Source organism: Gracilinema caldarium (assembly GCF_029265695.1).
In the GTDB taxonomy this organism is placed as follows: Bacteria; Spirochaetota; Spirochaetia; order Treponematales; family Breznakiellaceae; genus Gracilinema; species Gracilinema caldarium_A.
The window spans coordinates 19,869-35,028 of record NZ_JAJUHW010000018.1 but is presented as its reverse complement, the minus strand read 5'-3'; the positions used below and the strand labels follow the sequence as shown (position 1 = coordinate 35,028).

The following is a 15,160-nucleotide window of genomic DNA, read 5'->3' as shown; positions in this document are numbered from 1 at the left end:
CTGCTCATAATGTATTAAAAGCCAAACAATGGATTGTCCGGAGATCCTCTTTTGTTTCTCCGGACAACCACATTCCCAGACTTTCATGCAGCCCTAAAAACAAGCCTGCCACAGCAGGCTCAGGCTGCAAACCCTGTAAGCAGCGCCTACAGGGCTGATTTGTACCGGTTATTTATTTCAGGCCGGTAAACTTGTCAGCGGGCCAGTAACCGGAATCAATGATTTCTTTCTTTACATTCTCTTTGGTTACGGTCACGATAGCGGTGGGCTTTGCAGGAACATCCTTCTTGCCGTTGTTATAGTAGGCGGTAACAGGAGGAGTCTGGCCCTTCATATAGGCAATTGCTGCATTGATAGCATCCTGAACCAGGGTGCGGACGTCCTTAAGGACGGTCATGGACTGTTTGCCATCGATGATGTACTGGATGGACGCGATTTCAGCATCCTGGCCGGTGATGTAGTACTTGGTCACAGCCTTGTCAGCGGCGAATGCATCAGCGATAGCCCGGGCGGTACCATCGTTGGGGGCGCAGATGTATACGGTGCCCTTGGCATCGGCGTCAACAGCGGTCAGGTTCGCTTCAGCCTTGCTCTTCGCATCGTTGAAGTTCCAGTTGGTGGTAACCTGGCCAATGATCTGGGCCATTTCATCGCGGGTCAGTTTAGCCTTATCTTTAAGGGCGACAGCCTTGTCGGAGTTGCGAACGATATAGGTTCCGTCAGCAATCTTGGGCTGCAGCTTGCTCCAGGCACCTTCGAAGAACAGGAAGGCGTTGTTGTCAGAAGCAGCACCAGCATAGATATAGAGGTTGTTGTTCTTGGAACCGGCGGGAACCTTGGAATTGAGGTAATCACCCCAAGCGGCACCAACCTGGACGCTGTCGAAGGTTACATAGTAATCAACAGAGGTGGTTCCGGTGATAAGCCGGTCATAGGAAATGACCTTTACACCTGCCTTAGCAGCGAGGTCGGCAGCAGCAGCTGCGGCAGCACTGTCATGGGGGCAGATAACCAGAACTTTAATACCCTGGCTGATCAGGGATTCGACATTTGATTTTTCCTTGGCAGAATCGCCCTGGCTGAACAGAACGTTGGCGGAAAAACCAGCAGCCTTTAGGGCATCCATGAACCGGGTCTGGTCCTGAATCCAGCGGGGCTCATCCTTGGTCGGCAGAACGATACCAACCTGGGTCTTGCCAGCTTCGCCCTGGCCACTTGCAAACACACCGCCGATAACGGCTACAGAGAGCAGTGCAATGAACAAACCACGTACCAGTTTCATTGCTTCCTCCTACATGGGGACTTTTTATCTGCAGTTACTAAGAACTGCAGTGACAGGGCAGCTGAACCAGCCCCCTGCCGAGTACCAGTGTCTCCCGGTTTTTAGAATCCCGCATCAGGAAAGAATTTGCATTTTTCTGGTATTTTTTAATATTTTATGTACTACAAACCAAATAGCACTTTTTTAACATACAAGAGAGTCAAATTTATCCTGGTTTGAGACCAGCTATTCCTTCTTTTTATGATTGGGAACATTCCTGAATACATCTTGATAGCTATGAAAACCGTCCTTGATTACTGTTTTCTCCAGAGTGTCCTTGGTTACGAGAATAGGTTCGAGTTTAACATAGGGAACATTATATAAACCATCAAATATAGTCGATGTGGCGGGAAGCTTTTCTCCCTTCGCAAGCATAACCGCCAGAGCGGCAGCCTTGAGCGACAGCCGTTCGATAGGTTTGTAAATCGTTGCAAATTGGCTCCCTTCTGCAACCCGCTGGCAGGCGGAAAGCTCCGCATCCTGACCGAGGACGAGTGTTTTTCCCAGCATCCGGTTTTCCGAAAGCACACCTATCACTGTTTCTGCCAGCATATCGTTTCCGCAGAGAACCACATCTATGTTTTTTTCTTCCGACAGTAATTGTTCAAACCGAGATTTTACTTCATCGCTTATCCAGTCGGAGGGCCATATTTCTTTAATAAGATTGATTTTACCTGCAGCAATTTGGGGATCCATCACCTTGTGATAGCCCTTGTTGATCATATAGGCGTTATTATCAGTTATAGCTCCATTAATAATAACATAGTTGCCCTCAGGCTTTGCAGACAGGGCTGCGCTTGCCATGAGAGAACCGACCTCTTCGTTGTCAAATGAAATATAAAGGTCCACATTAGCCCGGTTTACAAGCCGGTCGTAACTAATGACGGGAATATGCCTGCGCACAACAGACCGGCAGATATCGGTTAATTTGTCCGCATGGTTAGGGATAACCACAAGCACATCAATTCCAGAATCTACAAGGCTTTTAATCTGGGCAATTTGGGTTTCCGCATCCTGGTTTGCAACCCGGAGTTTTACCGAGGCATCCAAATCGGTAGCAGCGCGGGTAAAGCTGTCCACATCGCGACGCCAGCGCTCTACCACAAGGGAGTCCAGAGAAAGGCCGATGACCGGCTTATAGGTATCCGATTTTTTAGCATTTCGAGTGCACGAAATAGTTACAGTGCATGCAATAACAAGGAGGCCAAAACCAACAAGGATTCGTTTCATAGCCTATCTGCTCCTTCTGGATTTTGTCTCAGGAATTCAACATATTCTGTGGGAGTCATTCCAATCCAGTTTTTAAAAAGACGGGTAAAATAGTTTGGGTCCTGGTAACCGCAGGCATTACTGACATCCTTTATCGAAAGGTTGTCCTGGCGGAGCAGTTCCTTAGCCCGTTTAAGCCGGTACTCAATGAGGGTACGGGCAAAACCGGTTCCCAGCTCTTCCGAAAAAAGCCGGGATAGGCTGGCAGGCGCAATCCCGAGAATTTCTGCCACCTGTTCAAGGCTGATTGGTTCTGCAAAGTGGTTTTCCATATACTGGAGGGCTCGTTTTGCGGTCGGTGAAATTTTTCTCTTTTCTCTCGCCCTCTCCAAGATTCGGGAGAGCTTTTCCCTGGCTCTTTCTAAAAAAGAAGAAATGAACTTGTGTTCCCACAGAGAAATAAGCTCCCGATAGTCAAGCAATTGTTTTATTTCTTGCTCTGACAGGGATGCCGATTCAGCTAACTGTCCAACTATGAGGGAAATAATTCCGAGGAACCGATAGAGGTCTTCGCTGCCATGGAAGCCCCGGACCATAAGCTGCTCTAAAATAGTTTCATAAATCCGCTGGATCTGTCCCAGATTCGCATCCCTGGCTGCAGACGCAAGCTCTCGTTCCAATCCGGGCGGCCAGATCAAAGGCTCGTTCGTCTGTAGAGCCTTTGGCTGAAGAAGTATTTGGTTCAACGCTGTATCCCAAGAATCATGGAGCGATTCCAGAGGGAGAATTTCTCCAGGGAACAGAGACAGCCTCCCCAGATTTATTTCGGATGCAAAGGCCAATTCAAGATTTTGCAGTACATTTTGCAGCCTTTCAGTATCCTGCTTTTTAAGAGAAACGAGGATGGGGGCATACTGCCCTTCTTCCAGGCTGCCTATCAGGGCCTCAGTCTTATATTGGACATATTCTGACAATCGTTTATAAAGACCTGCCACAGGTTCATCATCAGAAGCACGAATAAAGGCAATAACAATCGCCGCATCTTCAGATTGCAGATTCAAGGTTTTCCGGATTATCGAGAGCTCCCGCTGGTAGGGAATGCCGTTCTTAATGCGATAAAAAAAAGCGTCTTTAATAAGTGGAGCAGCTTGATGGTCCTGCTCTGCCAGCTGGAGCTTAAGTTTTTCCAGTTCCCTGCTGCGATCCACATATTGAGCGGCGGAATGCAGGGCTATTTCCAGCCGTTCCCGGGAAACGGGTTTTAAGATATAGTCGCACACGCCGAGGCTGAGGGCTTCCCGGGCGATGTCGAACCGTTCATAGGCGGTGATTAAGACAAAGGCCTTTGAACCACCTAAGGAGCTTATCGACTTGATAGCCTCTAACCCCGATATTCCCGGCATCTGTACATCCATAAGGACAATATCTGGTACCAGGTCTCGTGCTTTTTCTATAGCTTCCCGGCCCGATGCGGCGCTGCCGACAATAGTATACTCATCTGCGAAATACCGTTTTATGACAAGACTCAGCCCTGATATAATGGGTTGTTCATCATCTACGATGAGAATTCGTTTCATCCGTGCAGCTCCATGGGAATACTAATAATAACCTTGCTGCCCTGGCCTTCGGTACTTTCTATGGCAACGTGACCGCGGCCTGCGGTAGAAAGGGTGACCCGGCGTATCACATTAAAGAGTCCGATGCCGCTATGTTCAGAATTATCATCCAGTTTGGCGGCCTTCATAGCAGCTTCGATATCGTCCTTTTTCATTCCCTTGCCCGTATCGGCCACGGCGAGGCGGATAAACCGGCCCGCATCATCCAATTGGACGGAAATGGAAACCCGGCCACCCTGCTCAAGGTCATGGAGGCCATGGGTGATGGCGTTTTCTATCAGAGGCTGCAAAACTAAGGCGGGGGTTTCATAGACCAGCGCCCGTTCATCAACATCAATATCAAATTGGTACCGATCAGCAAAGCGAAGCTTTAAGAGCCAAATGTATTTTTGCGCACAGTCCAGTTCTTCCGCAATAGGCACAAAACGGTTGGTAGGTTTAAGCACATAGCGGATAAAGTCCGCAAGCTTCTCCAGAAATTCGGCGGTAGTCTCATCCTGTTCTGCCAGGGCAAGCTGCCAGCCCGCCGAAAGGGTGTTGTAAAGAAAATGGGGGTTAATCTGGGTTTGCAGGGCAAGGAGCTCCGCATCTTTTAATTTGTGCTGGTAGTCGAGCATCTGCATTTTCTGTTCTAAAAGCAGTTTTTCGAGCTCCGCCTTTTTATTGAGTTCTTCAAAGGCATTCTGTATGCTTTTCTGCATACGCTTAAAGGCCTGGTTCAAGGTGCCGATCTCATCATCATCTTCATAGGGTGGTAGATTATAAGAATAGTCGCCCCGTTCAACCGCCTTAACCGTTTCTGAAAGATGTTCCAGAGGCTCAGTTATGATTGATGAATATCGCATCATAAAAATGGAACTCACCAGGAAGGCGAGCAGGATAAGCAGCAAATTGAGGAACAAAACCAGGCTTATATTATTCCGATACCCCATGAACGAAGACAGGGCTTCATCCAGGTAGAGGGTGTTCATTTTTTCCAAAAGGAATTTGATGAGCCCTTCGCTTTTTTTTGCTTCGTCGTATTGGCCCACATAAACTGCAACGTTACGACCTCGCTTTGCTTGTACCGCATTGTCGGTGGACACGAGATAATTATCGAGCAGTATGGCTAGGTTCCGCTCCAAAAGCAGGAGTTGGTCGTCCTTTATTTCCCGGTTCAATTTCCCCGCTAAAACCTGCAGGTTGGAGGCATACCGGATATATTCCTTAAGGGACTCGGAGTTTTTTGCCCGCAGATATGCGGTAAGGTTCTTCTGGGTCTCATCCAGGTTTTTGCGTATATCCTTGAGAACAAGATTGTTCTGCAGAAGCAGGTCGAAACTCCGGGACAGTTCCATGGATGATATGGCTGTGTATATCATTACCACAGAAAGAATAAAGAGGATCACCATGGAGTTAAGCACAATGCGGTTCCGCAGACGGTGTTTCATCATTTTGTGGTCTTTCCATATTTAGTGTAGGTTGAAACTTTGCTGATGGGAGCAAACTTGGACATAACGCCCTTTTGGGAAAGGGAGAGGACTGCGGTTTCCCCCATTTTAATAGCATCCCTGACAACGGTAGCCTGAATAACACCTTTTTCTAGCAACCGGGCCACATCCAAATCTTCATCTGATCCAATAATGACAATTTTACCCACCATGCCCCGGTCTATAATAACCTGGGCAGCGCTTACCGTACTGCGGGCGCTGGTGCAGATGAAACAGTTCAATTCGGGAAAACGCTGGAGCATGGTGGTGCAGACATCCTCGCCCCCCAGTATGTTTTCCTCTTCCCGTTCGGCGGCGACAATTTTGCCCTGCTGCCTCCGGTTAATCTCAAAGATTGCGCCGTTCAAAAAGGGTTCTTCTGAAAGGATGAATGAATTAGGATTCCCCGCAGGCAGAATTACGCCGATGCGGGCATCCTTGCCAAGCAGGCCCAGGGCTACACTGACCGCCTCCGAACCCTGTACAAAGGAATCGCTGGTCACTAAAGCGGGAATCCCTTGGACAGGTTGGTCCATTGCGATAGGGACAAAGGGAATTTGTTTATCCTGTGCCTTGTCTGAAAAGCTTTTAATATCACTGCCCGGCGGGAAATACATGACAATGCCATCGGGCTTGGACCGTAAGGCTATATCAAAAAAACGATAGGCTTCAGCGGAAAGAAAAAACTGATTTACCTCGACTTCGGGAGAATAGGATAACAGCTCAAGCCCTGCGGTTTCTTTGGTAGATCCTTGCTGGATTCCATAAAACAGGTTTATGAAAAAGGGATCGGAAATGGCGGGCAGTATGGCAATAAAATGTTTTTTAACTGTTTTTAAAGATGCAGGATTGCGCAGTACCGATCTGCCCAGTTCTTCTCTGCTTTTGCCTATCAAAAAGATGTTTAAAGCTGTTGTAAAAGCTAGGGCAGTACCAAAGGCAATAAGCAAAAAAAGGCTGAACCTGTTCTTCCGCATGGGCGTATTGTAGCATGCCAGGGCAGTAAAGGCTAGAAAATTTCTGTATAGCGATTTGTCCAAGAACCTCGGCGGTCAGCCTGATCTTGCTCTTGCTTTCGATCCATTACGGTCCGTAAAAAAAGAGCATTATCAAGCAGCATAAGAAAGTCCGGTCGGGACAGCATCTGGCCGCCAAGGCTACGCAGATGGGCTGTTGGAACCTGACAGTCAATAAATTGCACTTCGTCATTAAAAAGGTTTGTGGCCAGGGTCAGGAAGGCTGCCTTAGAAGCATTCGGATACAAGGCAAACATGGATTCCCCGCAAAACACCTTTCCGATCCGAATACCATAGCAGCCACCCACAAGATGGCCATCGAGGTAGGCTTCAGCGCTGTGAGCCCATCCAAGATGGTGCAATTTGGTATAGGCTTCTATTATATCTTCGCCGATCCAGGTTCCATACTGTCCCGGTCGGGGTACAGAAGCACAATTACGGATAACCCCTTCAAAATCGGTATCAAAACGTATGGTAAAAAGGTGCTTTTTCAAGATTTTTCGCATTGATTCTGAAATATGGAGGGTTTCTGGATAGATAACAAAGCGGGGATCCGGAGACTGCCAAATGATGGGACCTTCGGGGTCATACCAGGGAAAAATTCCCTGCTCATAGGCCGAAAGCAACATACCCGGCGATAGGTTGCCTCCGATAAATATAATATCTCCACATCTCGATGGATTGGGAAAGAAATACCGTTGTGTTTCGTCTAAATAAGGCAGATCCGGGCCCGGATCTGAGAAAAACTCTGACCACTTAACCAATTGCATTTTAAGAAACCACCTCTATCTTGTAAGCATCGTCGATCCAATCCGCCTTGGCAATACCTCCGGAGGAGAGCTTGCCAAAGAGGACCTCGTCTACAAAGAAGCTCTTAATTTTATCTTCTATTAAGCGAGATACATTCCGAGCCCCAAATTCACGGCTGTATCCGTCCCGTGCAAGGGCCATGATGCAGGATTCGGTGACCTCGAGCACCACCTTCTTTTCGGCAAGCTGCTGGCGGAACAGGTCCAATTCCTTGCGAACAATGGAAGCCACTATGTCCTGGTTCAGGTGTCCGAAGCGCACCACCGCATCAAGACGGTTGCGGAATTCGGGGGTAAATATTCGCTCCACAGCGCCGTCCACGACGGCTTCGTCCAGGATTCGCTCGCCGAACCCAATAAGGCTCTTGCCGATATCCCGGGCTCCCGCATTGCTGGTCATAATGAACACCACATTGCGGAAGTCGGCCTTTCTGCCGTTGTTGTCCGTCAGGGTGGCATAGTCCATAATCTGGAGCAATATATTGTAAATATCAGGATGAGCTTTTTCTATTTCATCCAGGAGAACTACCGCATGGGGCTGTTTCCGGACCGCATCGGTCAAAAGGCCACCCTCTTCGTAGCCCACATAGCCTGGCGGGGACCCGATAAGGCGGCTCACCGTATGTTTTTCCTGGTATTCGCTCATATCAAAACGGTGCATGGCGATCCCCAGCACATCCGCCAGGCTCCGGGCAAGTTCGGTCTTGCCGACCCCGGTGGGTCCCACAAAAAGGAAGTTTGCTACAGGCTTGTTGGGAGAACGGAACCCTGCCCGGGACTGTTTAACCGCCCGGACCACGGCTTCAACAGCCGCATCCTGGCCGAAGATGCGCTCCTTAAGACGTTTTTCCAGGAACCGCAGTTTATCCTTTTCGCTTTCCCCAACGGTCCGCTCAGGAATACGGGCAATCCGGGCTACCACAGTTTCTATCTGGGGAACATCAATTTCTATAAAGTCAGCATCGGAGCTTTCATCCGGGAAGGGATCGCCAATGTTTTCAGGTAGTGCTATGTCGGCCCTTACTCCCTGTTCTTCCCGGGCCTTGAAGGCCTGTATCCGGGCGAAGGCCCCCGCTTCGTCAATAACATCAATAGCCTTGTCGGGGAGGCGCCGCTCGGTGATAAACTGCGCAGAAAGCCGCACCGCCGTTTCCAAGGCCGCATCGGTGTAGCGGACCCGGTGGAATTCTTCATATTTGTGGCGAAGCCCCTTGAGTATGGCGATTGCGTCCGCTTCGCTTGGTTCATTAATATCGATTTTCTGGAAACGCCGGGAGAGGGCCCGGTCTTTATCAAAATACTTGGTGTATTCCTCGTGGGTCGTGGAACCGATACAGCGGATTTTTCCGGAGGTCAGGGCAGGCTTTAAGAGGTTCGACGCGTCCAATGACCCGCCTGAGGTTGCTCCGGCTCCCACGAGGGTGTGAATTTCATCGATAAAAAGGATAGCCTTTTCCTTTTTCAGGATTTCATCAACCACCTTTTTTATCCGTTCCTCAAAATCACCCCGGTATTTGGTGCCCGCTACCAAGGCTCCCATATCAAGGGCGTAAATTGAAAAATCCTTTAAAGTTGGCGGCACATTGCCAGCCACTATGCGCTGGGCGAGTCCCTCGGTAATAGCTGTTTTTCCTACCCCCGAATCGCCCACATGGATAGGATTGTTTTTAAGCCGCCGGCAGAGGACCTGCACGGTCCGGTCAAGTTCATGTTCCCGGCCGATAACCGGCTCAAGCTTTCCTTCCCGGGCGAGGGCGGTGAGGTCGGTAGTAAAGCGCTCCAGGGCGCTTTTCCGAGCCGGCCGTATTCGGGGCTCCGGTTCGATACCGCCTTCACTTTCTGAATCTTCGGCATTTTCGTCGTTTTTTTCTTTCCAGGAACCAGAAGCTGATGGGTCCATATTATCAGGGGCATCTTCCTCTGATTCTTCACCGAAACGGATTCCGTGGGAAAGGACCTCAAGCAAATCGATACGCTTTACACCGGCTTTTCTGAGGTAGTAGGCGCAATAGTTGCGTTCTTCGTCATACAGGGATACCAGAATATCTGCCACATCGAGCTCTTGTTTTTGGGCTGACTGACTCTGGAGTACCGCCCGTTCCAGGACGCTCTGGAAACCTACAGTTTGGGTAGGTTCCATATTTTGTACAACCGGAACTTTTTGCTCAAAATAGTTTTCCATGCCGCTCTTAATCTGGTTAAGGTCTGCCCCGCAGGCAGCGAGTACCTGCTGAACTTCTTCAAAGGCCAGCGCGGCATAGAGTATGTGTTCCGGGGTAAGGTATTCGTGGTTCCGGACCTTGGCTTCGTTGTAAGCGGCATTTATTATAGCCTGCACATGGCGGCTTATCTGCATAAACTAACTCCTGTAAAATGAGGTTCTTTCAAAACTCAGGGAGTTTTGAAAGAACTACCTTAAAATTCACGATTTGGCGCAACGGTTGCATGCTTTTTATATAAAATAGCATGCAACCGCAAGCAATCGCAAAGCCAATTTCAAAAGTGACAGACTTTTGAAATTGGCTTAAATGCTTAAGCTTTCTCTACAAGACAGCGTAGGGGGAATTCGGCCTGACGGGCAAGGCTATGAACTTGTTCAGCCTTGGTGGTTGCAATATCCCAGGGATATATACCGACCACACCCCTTCCCTTCTTATGAACATCCAGCATGATTCGTTGGGCTTCTGTTTCATCCTTATGGAAAACCATCATCAGTACAGCTACTACAAAATCCATGGTGGTATAGTCATCGTTGAGCAACACTACCCGGTACTGTTCTGGTTCCTGCAGCTTCTGTTCCTGTTTAGGTTTTAACAGGGTACCCAAACTCATGCGTTTTGACATTCATCGAACCCCTACTATTTCTACCAATAAAGATAGCTAAAAATAGGGTATAAAACAACGGGTTTAGAAGCGGAATCCTACACCAGTACTGAGTTTCCACCCAGTATTGGTATCCAAAAATTCTGTGTAATCCATGCTGCCTGATACATACCACCAGCTTGTACAACATAGGGAAGCATAAAGATTGAAACGGAACTCGCCCCATACCGTACCGGTATATCCAGTGCTGCTCATAGAAGCCTCATGGGATAGACTGACACCGAATATCGGCACTGGCTGCATCGAAAAGTCTGTATTTATTTGCAGTGAATCGCCTGGTTCAAGGAGATTTCTTTCATAGAGAAGCACAATATCGAGAGCAATAGGAAAGGCGGGATACCAAGACAGCCCAAGTTTTGGACTCACCGAATATGATGTGAACCCAGAGGATGCCATACTGGTATACAGAGCAAAGCCGGGTTTTACCACCGTCTCTCCCCAGAGCAAAGAAGCGGAAATCCCGCCAAAGTAATCGATGGTCAGAGTTTGGCCAACATTAAAAAGAACAGAGCCATCAATTTGATAAGACACGGTGGCACCATTGCGGATGCCGGCCAGGCTGAATTGGATGTTGCCTGAGGCACCCGTATCTGCAAGCTGGTCTTCCCCAAAGGAGCCCGAAAGTCCTGCTTTGTAAACCCAGAAGTCCTGAGCAAGGGAAAAATCAACTCCGCCCTGAGCGTTAAACTGGCTTGCTGATGGTTTTTGCCACCAGGTTCCGTCTAGTGATCCGCTGAGGCTCACAAGGCATTCGGTTCCTAGATTGATGTCAGCGGAAAAACCAGCCTGCCCACCGTAAAAAAGGCTTGGTTCAGCAAACGATTGGTCCTGAGCTCCAAAACCTGCACCGGGTTTTAATACCAGTTCTGCATTAAGGCTCTGAGGCTGATAAATGATTGTTAATAAAAATAATAAGACAATTCCGCTATATTTTTTCATGGGCGCTGACTCCTTTTTTGCAGCTCCCGATCCAGGCCAACTAATCCGTAGCCCCCGTCCAAACTTCCTATAATGAGTTTTATCATGTTTTCTCCGAGGACTTGCCGGCTTTTGGCGCGAACTGCAAAGGATTGTAACTGGGGGAACTGGGACTCCGAAAGGTTGCTGCGAACGAGACACTCTGAAAGTGGCCGCAATAGCTCCGCCGGAGCCTGGGCTATGGCAATGATTCTAAAAGCCGATGAAAGGGCGTTGACGGCCCGACTGGAGCTTTTTTCTAACATGACGGCATAGTCAATGACCGCATCTATGGTGTCCACCAGTACACCTCCTTGTAGCAGCAAAGACAAACTTTTAAGCAGGGACTCTAACTGCGCATTTTGAACAGGGCTACCCTTTTGCAGAAGCTGCATTGCTATGGTTAATCGATCAATTTCAGTCCTCAGGGCCTGCAGGAGCTGTTGCGGGGGAACCCGTTTTGCCGCCCCTTCTTTGAGTTTGTCGAGTACAAGATTTTCAGGGATGCGCCGTGACTCTGCATCGTTAATAAGGCTTTGCAATTCCTGTGATACCGAATGGTAAGCGCTGGAAGCGCTGCTCTGCAACCAGACACGGGGGGCATATTCGCCCCAGATCATAAAAGCGGGGAGGATAAAAAAGCTTAACAGGAAAACAAATTTACCTTTCATTGATGCGGAGACCCCGGTTTTTGCCGGGAGGAACTGCCGGAACTTCCTCTGCTCAGGTCAAATCCCGCTTTGCCGGCCAGGATATCCCGTTCTGAACGATACATGGCAAGATTTCTTAAAGACTCTAATCTCCGGGCTACCATTTCTTCATCTTTTTCTTCACTTCTAAATCTTAACTGCAATTCCTGCCCAGCTTGGGCAAGGGCATCCTGAACAGTATATCCCTTAAGCAATTGAATGCGAATTTGTGCGGTAAGCTGGGCGCGCAGTGCACTGTCAGAAGCTAAATCAGGATATAAGCTATCGAGATATTGCAGTATCTTTTGTGTTTGTAAAGCAAAAGAATTTTGTTCCTGCGCATATATCATACCTGATACAATTAAAACAACCGTTATCATAAAACTGATTTTCTTGCACCGCATCATATCCTCCCTTTACTCTATAAGTCCAACAATGAAACCTTGCCGCCAAAATCATCATCTATAGAGACCGCCGCATTCGGGTCAGCTATCCAGATTTGGTTATCAATAACGAAATTATACCGGTATTCAAAGGAGCGTTTCAGTTTTACCGTGGCAGACCAGGTTTTTCCGTCCTTTTCGGGTTTAAGCGGGATATCCTGGCTTGACCATTGGTTAAAATTACCGGAAACCGTGACCGTCGTCGCCCCGGGGGCTTCCAGGACAAAACGCACCGTGACCGTATCCGAGTCCCTGTTAGCATAGATGAAGTATCCGAGGGGCAACAAAAGTACAAGGGCTGCCGCGGCAACCAGGGGAACCAATCTGCCAGGGAAGCGGACAAATGGTTCGGGACGGGCTTTGCCTCTTGTTGTTTGGGTACTACGTGCAATGCTATCCATGATTCGGTCCGAATCAGGAACAGATTTTGTCCAGCTAGGAAGGCTCAAGTTGGGAACGTCACCCGCATCCCGTTTGAGTAAGGGCATCAGGGAAGCGTACCGTTTTGCACAGCGGGGACATACAGCAAGATGAGCCGATGTATCTTCAAATTCACGGTGAGAGAGGGTCCCATTCTGTTCCCAGCTTTTCAGCAGGGTAGCGATCTGTTCACAATTCATCATTCTATTATACCCTTCGTAAGTGTTTCCGGTTGCATGGTTTGGCGGATTTTTTTTCTTCCCCTAAAAAGACGGGATTTTACATTTTCTTCTCCTAAAGAAAGCGTTTTTGCTATTTCGCTGACCGAGAGACCTTCAAAATAATAAAGATAGAGCACCTCGTATAATTCGTGTGGAAGATTCCTGAGGGCCTGCAGTAATTCCGCAGAAGTTTCAGCCTGTAAAGCATCTTTTTCAGGGTTGTTCTGTTCAGGGTCATCGGGATAAAAAAGCTTTTCAGCTATATTCTGTTCACGTTTCAGCCTGCGCCAAGAAGATCGAAGCACATTCGATGCAATAGTAAAAATCCAGGGGCTAAACTGTTTACCAAGTTTAAAGGATGGAAGCGCCCGGTAGGTTCGTATAAATATTTCCTGAACCAAATCCCCAGCCCGTTCTTCGTTTCCAGTCCTGGCAAGGCAATACCGATAGAGCATATCTTTATAGACTTCTACTATTTCACGAAAGGCATTTTTATCTCCCGCAAGCACATGCTGCACTGCAAGAAGAATCTTGTCTTCCGTTTTCATGTTTGAATCATTCACAGAAGAAAACTATAGCATGGGAAAGACATTTTTTCCCAATTTTTCTCGATCAGCCTGCAACCAGTTCCCTGGCTGCGAGGTATATAAGGTTAGAGAGCATGCAAAAATGAGCATGCCCTATTCCAGAGACCAGTAACCAGGAGGTTAACATGAAACGGATTAGTTTGATTGCAGTGCTTGTAGCGCTCAGTGTCGGTGCCCTGTGGGCAAATGGGAATGCAGAAAAGCTGAGTACTGTGGAAGGGACGGTGCTTCAGGTAGCCCCGCTCCAGGCAGAAGCACGGGTTGCACTGCAGCTAGCAAACGGTGAAACGGTAGAAGTAGTTCTTCCCGCAGCAGAAGTTGAGCGGCTTCAAATCCGGGAACGAGCCCAGATCCGGTTCCAGGGAGTATTAGTACAGGGTGATAACGCAGCTCAGATTCAAACCAGACTGTATGCCCGCACCTGCGAAGTGAACGGAAAACAAGAACAGGTCAAGAATGCGGTACAGCTTACAACCCAGGACCAGGAGCGGCTCCGCCTACAGCTTAAAGACGGGACCGGAGACCAGACCCAGACACGAACACAGACTCAGACACAGAGCCAGACTAGCACCGGTACAGCCACCCAGAGTCAGACCAGCACGGGCAAGAAATAATGAGCGCCCTTACCTAACCATTTCTGACCGTCCCTCATCTCGGGGGACGGTTTTTTAGTTGTACAGCCCAATTGCCGGTGATACAATAAAAAATAACTATGAATATTTTAATTACCGGCGCAAATCGCGGCTTGGGTCTAGCCCTCTGTAAAATTTTTCTGGTATCGGGTCATAGGGTTTTTGCTTTCTATCGGTCCAAAGGAGAAACCCTTGAAAAGCTCGCAAACGAGCAAGCCGATCATAATAAAGCACATCTTGTGCCAATTCAGTGCGATGTTACCGATGAAGCCCAGCTGCGCACAGCTTGCGACCGCATTCAGGCCATGAGCCCTTCATTAGATATACTCATCAACAATGCGGCGGTACATTTAGAACAGAACAAGCCAGATATTGATGAACTTGATTTTTCTGTATACCTTCCCACACTTGAGGTGAACGCGGTGGCCCCCCTCATGACAGCAGTCTCATTCCTGCCGCTGCTCAGAGCGGGAACTAAAAAATGTATCATAAACATTTCCTCCGAAGCAGGCAGTATCGGCAGCTGCTGGCGGGACCGGGAATATGCCTATTGCATGTCTAAAGCAGCTTTTAACATGGGCATGCGGATTCTCCAGAACAGGTTGAAGGATGAACAATTCCGGATCCGCTTAATCCATCCTGGCTGGGTACGAACCGATATGGGCGGCAGTAATGCAGAGTTGAGCCCCGAAGAATCAGCTCAGGCAGTTTTCAATCAAATCATGCTCACTATACAAAGCCCAGCAGCAGCTGAAATGCCTCTTTATATTGATTGGGAAGGAAAGCCACTCGCCTGGTAAATATACCGGTCATCCTGTATGGCAATCGGCTCTGTATAATATTTTTTTCCACAGCTCGATCGGCAGCCGCTGAATATCTGTAACAACC

Annotated in this window: 15 protein-coding genes; 2 read left to right on the top strand and 13 right to left on the bottom strand. The window is 48.4% G+C overall.

Annotated elements, in window-relative coordinates:
- Positions 1-172: 172 nt before the first annotated feature.
- The 13 genes from Q7P68_RS07605 to Q7P68_RS07545 form a co-directional block, all read right to left on the bottom strand.
- Positions 173-1,282 carry a sugar ABC transporter substrate-binding protein gene (locus tag Q7P68_RS07605; RefSeq protein ID WP_304224519.1) on the bottom strand — a complete coding sequence of 370 codons (1,110 nt, stop codon included), beginning with the start codon at positions 1,280-1,282 and terminating at the stop codon, positions 173-175.
- A 225-nt stretch (positions 1,283-1,507) separates the two neighbouring features.
- On the bottom strand, positions 1,508-2,551 hold the full coding sequence (locus Q7P68_RS07600; protein ID WP_304224518.1) for a substrate-binding domain-containing protein: 1,044 nt from the start codon (positions 2,549-2,551) through the stop codon (positions 1,508-1,510).
- Positions 2,548-4,107, bottom strand: a complete 1,560-nt coding sequence (locus Q7P68_RS07595; RefSeq protein ID WP_304224517.1) for a response regulator — start codon at positions 4,105-4,107, stop codon at positions 2,548-2,550. The genes Q7P68_RS07600 and Q7P68_RS07595 overlap by 4 nt, the downstream gene beginning before the upstream one ends.
- Positions 4,104-5,579, bottom strand: a complete 1,476-nt coding sequence (locus Q7P68_RS07590; RefSeq protein ID WP_304224516.1) for a sensor histidine kinase — start codon at positions 5,577-5,579, stop codon at positions 4,104-4,106. The genes Q7P68_RS07595 and Q7P68_RS07590 overlap by 4 nt, the downstream gene beginning before the upstream one ends.
- Entirely contained in the window at positions 5,576-6,592 is a 1,017-nt protein-coding gene (locus Q7P68_RS07585) for a sugar ABC transporter substrate-binding protein (protein ID WP_304224515.1), read from the bottom strand. Before Q7P68_RS07585 ends, Q7P68_RS07590 begins: the two co-directional genes overlap by 4 nt.
- Before the next feature lie 32 nt (positions 6,593-6,624).
- The gene (gene aat / locus Q7P68_RS07580) at positions 6,625-7,401 is read right to left on the bottom strand and encodes a leucyl/phenylalanyl-tRNA--protein transferase (protein WP_304224514.1); all 777 of its coding nucleotides are present in this window, start codon (positions 7,399-7,401) and stop codon (positions 6,625-6,627) included.
- A 1-nt stretch (position 7,402) separates the two neighbouring features.
- Positions 7,403-9,796 carry an ATP-dependent Clp protease ATP-binding subunit ClpA gene (gene clpA / locus Q7P68_RS07575; protein ID WP_304224513.1) on the bottom strand — a complete coding sequence of 798 codons (2,394 nt, stop codon included), beginning with the start codon at positions 9,794-9,796 and terminating at the stop codon, positions 7,403-7,405.
- A gap of 176 nt (positions 9,797-9,972) precedes the next feature.
- Complete coding sequence (gene clpS / locus Q7P68_RS07570; protein ID WP_304224512.1) at positions 9,973-10,284, bottom strand: ATP-dependent Clp protease adapter ClpS; 312 nt, start codon at positions 10,282-10,284, stop codon at positions 9,973-9,975.
- A 63-nt stretch (positions 10,285-10,347) separates the two neighbouring features.
- Positions 10,348-11,262 (bottom strand): hypothetical protein, encoded by a 915-nt coding sequence (locus Q7P68_RS07565; protein WP_304224511.1) that lies wholly within the window; start codon positions 11,260-11,262, stop codon positions 10,348-10,350.
- A complete protein-coding gene (locus Q7P68_RS07560; RefSeq protein WP_304224510.1) occupies positions 11,259-11,900 on the bottom strand; it encodes a hypothetical protein in 642 nt (213 codons plus the stop codon). Before Q7P68_RS07560 ends, Q7P68_RS07565 begins: the two co-directional genes overlap by 4 nt.
- 47 nt (positions 11,901-11,947) lie before the next feature.
- Complete coding sequence (locus tag Q7P68_RS07555) at positions 11,948-12,376, bottom strand: hypothetical protein (RefSeq protein ID WP_304224509.1); 429 nt, start codon at positions 12,374-12,376, stop codon at positions 11,948-11,950.
- A 14-nt stretch (positions 12,377-12,390) separates the two neighbouring features.
- Complete coding sequence (locus Q7P68_RS07550) at positions 12,391-13,035, bottom strand: isoamylase early set domain-containing protein (RefSeq protein ID WP_304224508.1); 645 nt, start codon at positions 13,033-13,035, stop codon at positions 12,391-12,393.
- On the bottom strand, positions 13,032-13,616 hold the full coding sequence (locus Q7P68_RS07545; protein ID WP_304224507.1) for an RNA polymerase sigma factor: 585 nt from the start codon (positions 13,614-13,616) through the stop codon (positions 13,032-13,034). The genes Q7P68_RS07550 and Q7P68_RS07545 overlap by 4 nt, the downstream gene beginning before the upstream one ends.
- Positions 13,617-13,765: 149 nt before the next feature.
- Between Q7P68_RS07545 and Q7P68_RS07540 the strand changes: the two genes are divergently transcribed.
- Positions 13,766-14,254, top strand: a complete 489-nt coding sequence (locus Q7P68_RS07540; RefSeq protein ID WP_304224506.1) for a TOBE domain-containing protein — start codon at positions 13,766-13,768, stop codon at positions 14,252-14,254.
- Positions 14,255-14,352: 98 nt separating this feature from the next.
- Positions 14,353-15,072, top strand: coding sequence for an SDR family oxidoreductase (locus tag Q7P68_RS07535; RefSeq protein WP_304224505.1), 720 nt, complete (start codon positions 14,353-14,355; stop codon positions 15,070-15,072).
- The last annotated feature ends 88 nt before the right edge of the window (positions 15,073-15,160 follow it).

Coding starts and splice junctions, on each gene's coding strand:
- Q7P68_RS07555 (WP_304224509.1), bottom strand. CDS start 12,376: ATGATGCGGTGCAAGAAAATCAGTTTTATGATAACGGTTGTTTTAATT.
- Q7P68_RS07535 (WP_304224505.1), top strand. CDS start 14,353: ATGAATATTTTAATTACCGGCGCAAATCGCGGCTTGGGTCTAGCCCTC.
- Q7P68_RS07565 (WP_304224511.1), bottom strand. CDS start 11,262: ATGAAAAAATATAGCGGAATTGTCTTATTATTTTTATTAACAATCATT.
- Q7P68_RS07595 (WP_304224517.1), bottom strand. CDS start 4,107: ATGAAACGAATTCTCATCGTAGATGATGAACAACCCATTATATCAGGG.
- Q7P68_RS07590 (WP_304224516.1), bottom strand. CDS start 5,579: ATGATGAAACACCGTCTGCGGAACCGCATTGTGCTTAACTCCATGGTG.
- clpA (WP_304224513.1), bottom strand. CDS start 9,796: ATGCAGATAAGCCGCCATGTGCAGGCTATAATAAATGCCGCTTACAAC.
- Q7P68_RS07550 (WP_304224508.1), bottom strand. CDS start 13,035: ATGATGAATTGTGAACAGATCGCTACCCTGCTGAAAAGCTGGGAACAG.
- Q7P68_RS07540 (WP_304224506.1), top strand. CDS start 13,766: ATGAAACGGATTAGTTTGATTGCAGTGCTTGTAGCGCTCAGTGTCGGT.
- Q7P68_RS07560 (WP_304224510.1), bottom strand. CDS start 11,900: ATGATCTGGGGCGAATATGCCCCCCGTGTCTGGTTGCAGAGCAGCGCT.
- clpS (WP_304224512.1), bottom strand. CDS start 10,284: ATGTCAAAACGCATGAGTTTGGGTACCCTGTTAAAACCTAAACAGGAA.
- Q7P68_RS07605 (WP_304224519.1), bottom strand. CDS start 1,282: ATGAAACTGGTACGTGGTTTGTTCATTGCACTGCTCTCTGTAGCCGTT.
- Q7P68_RS07585 (WP_304224515.1), bottom strand. CDS start 6,592: ATGCGGAAGAACAGGTTCAGCCTTTTTTTGCTTATTGCCTTTGGTACT.
- Q7P68_RS07600 (WP_304224518.1), bottom strand. CDS start 2,551: ATGAAACGAATCCTTGTTGGTTTTGGCCTCCTTGTTATTGCATGCACT.
- aat (WP_304224514.1), bottom strand. CDS start 7,401: ATGCAATTGGTTAAGTGGTCAGAGTTTTTCTCAGATCCGGGCCCGGAT.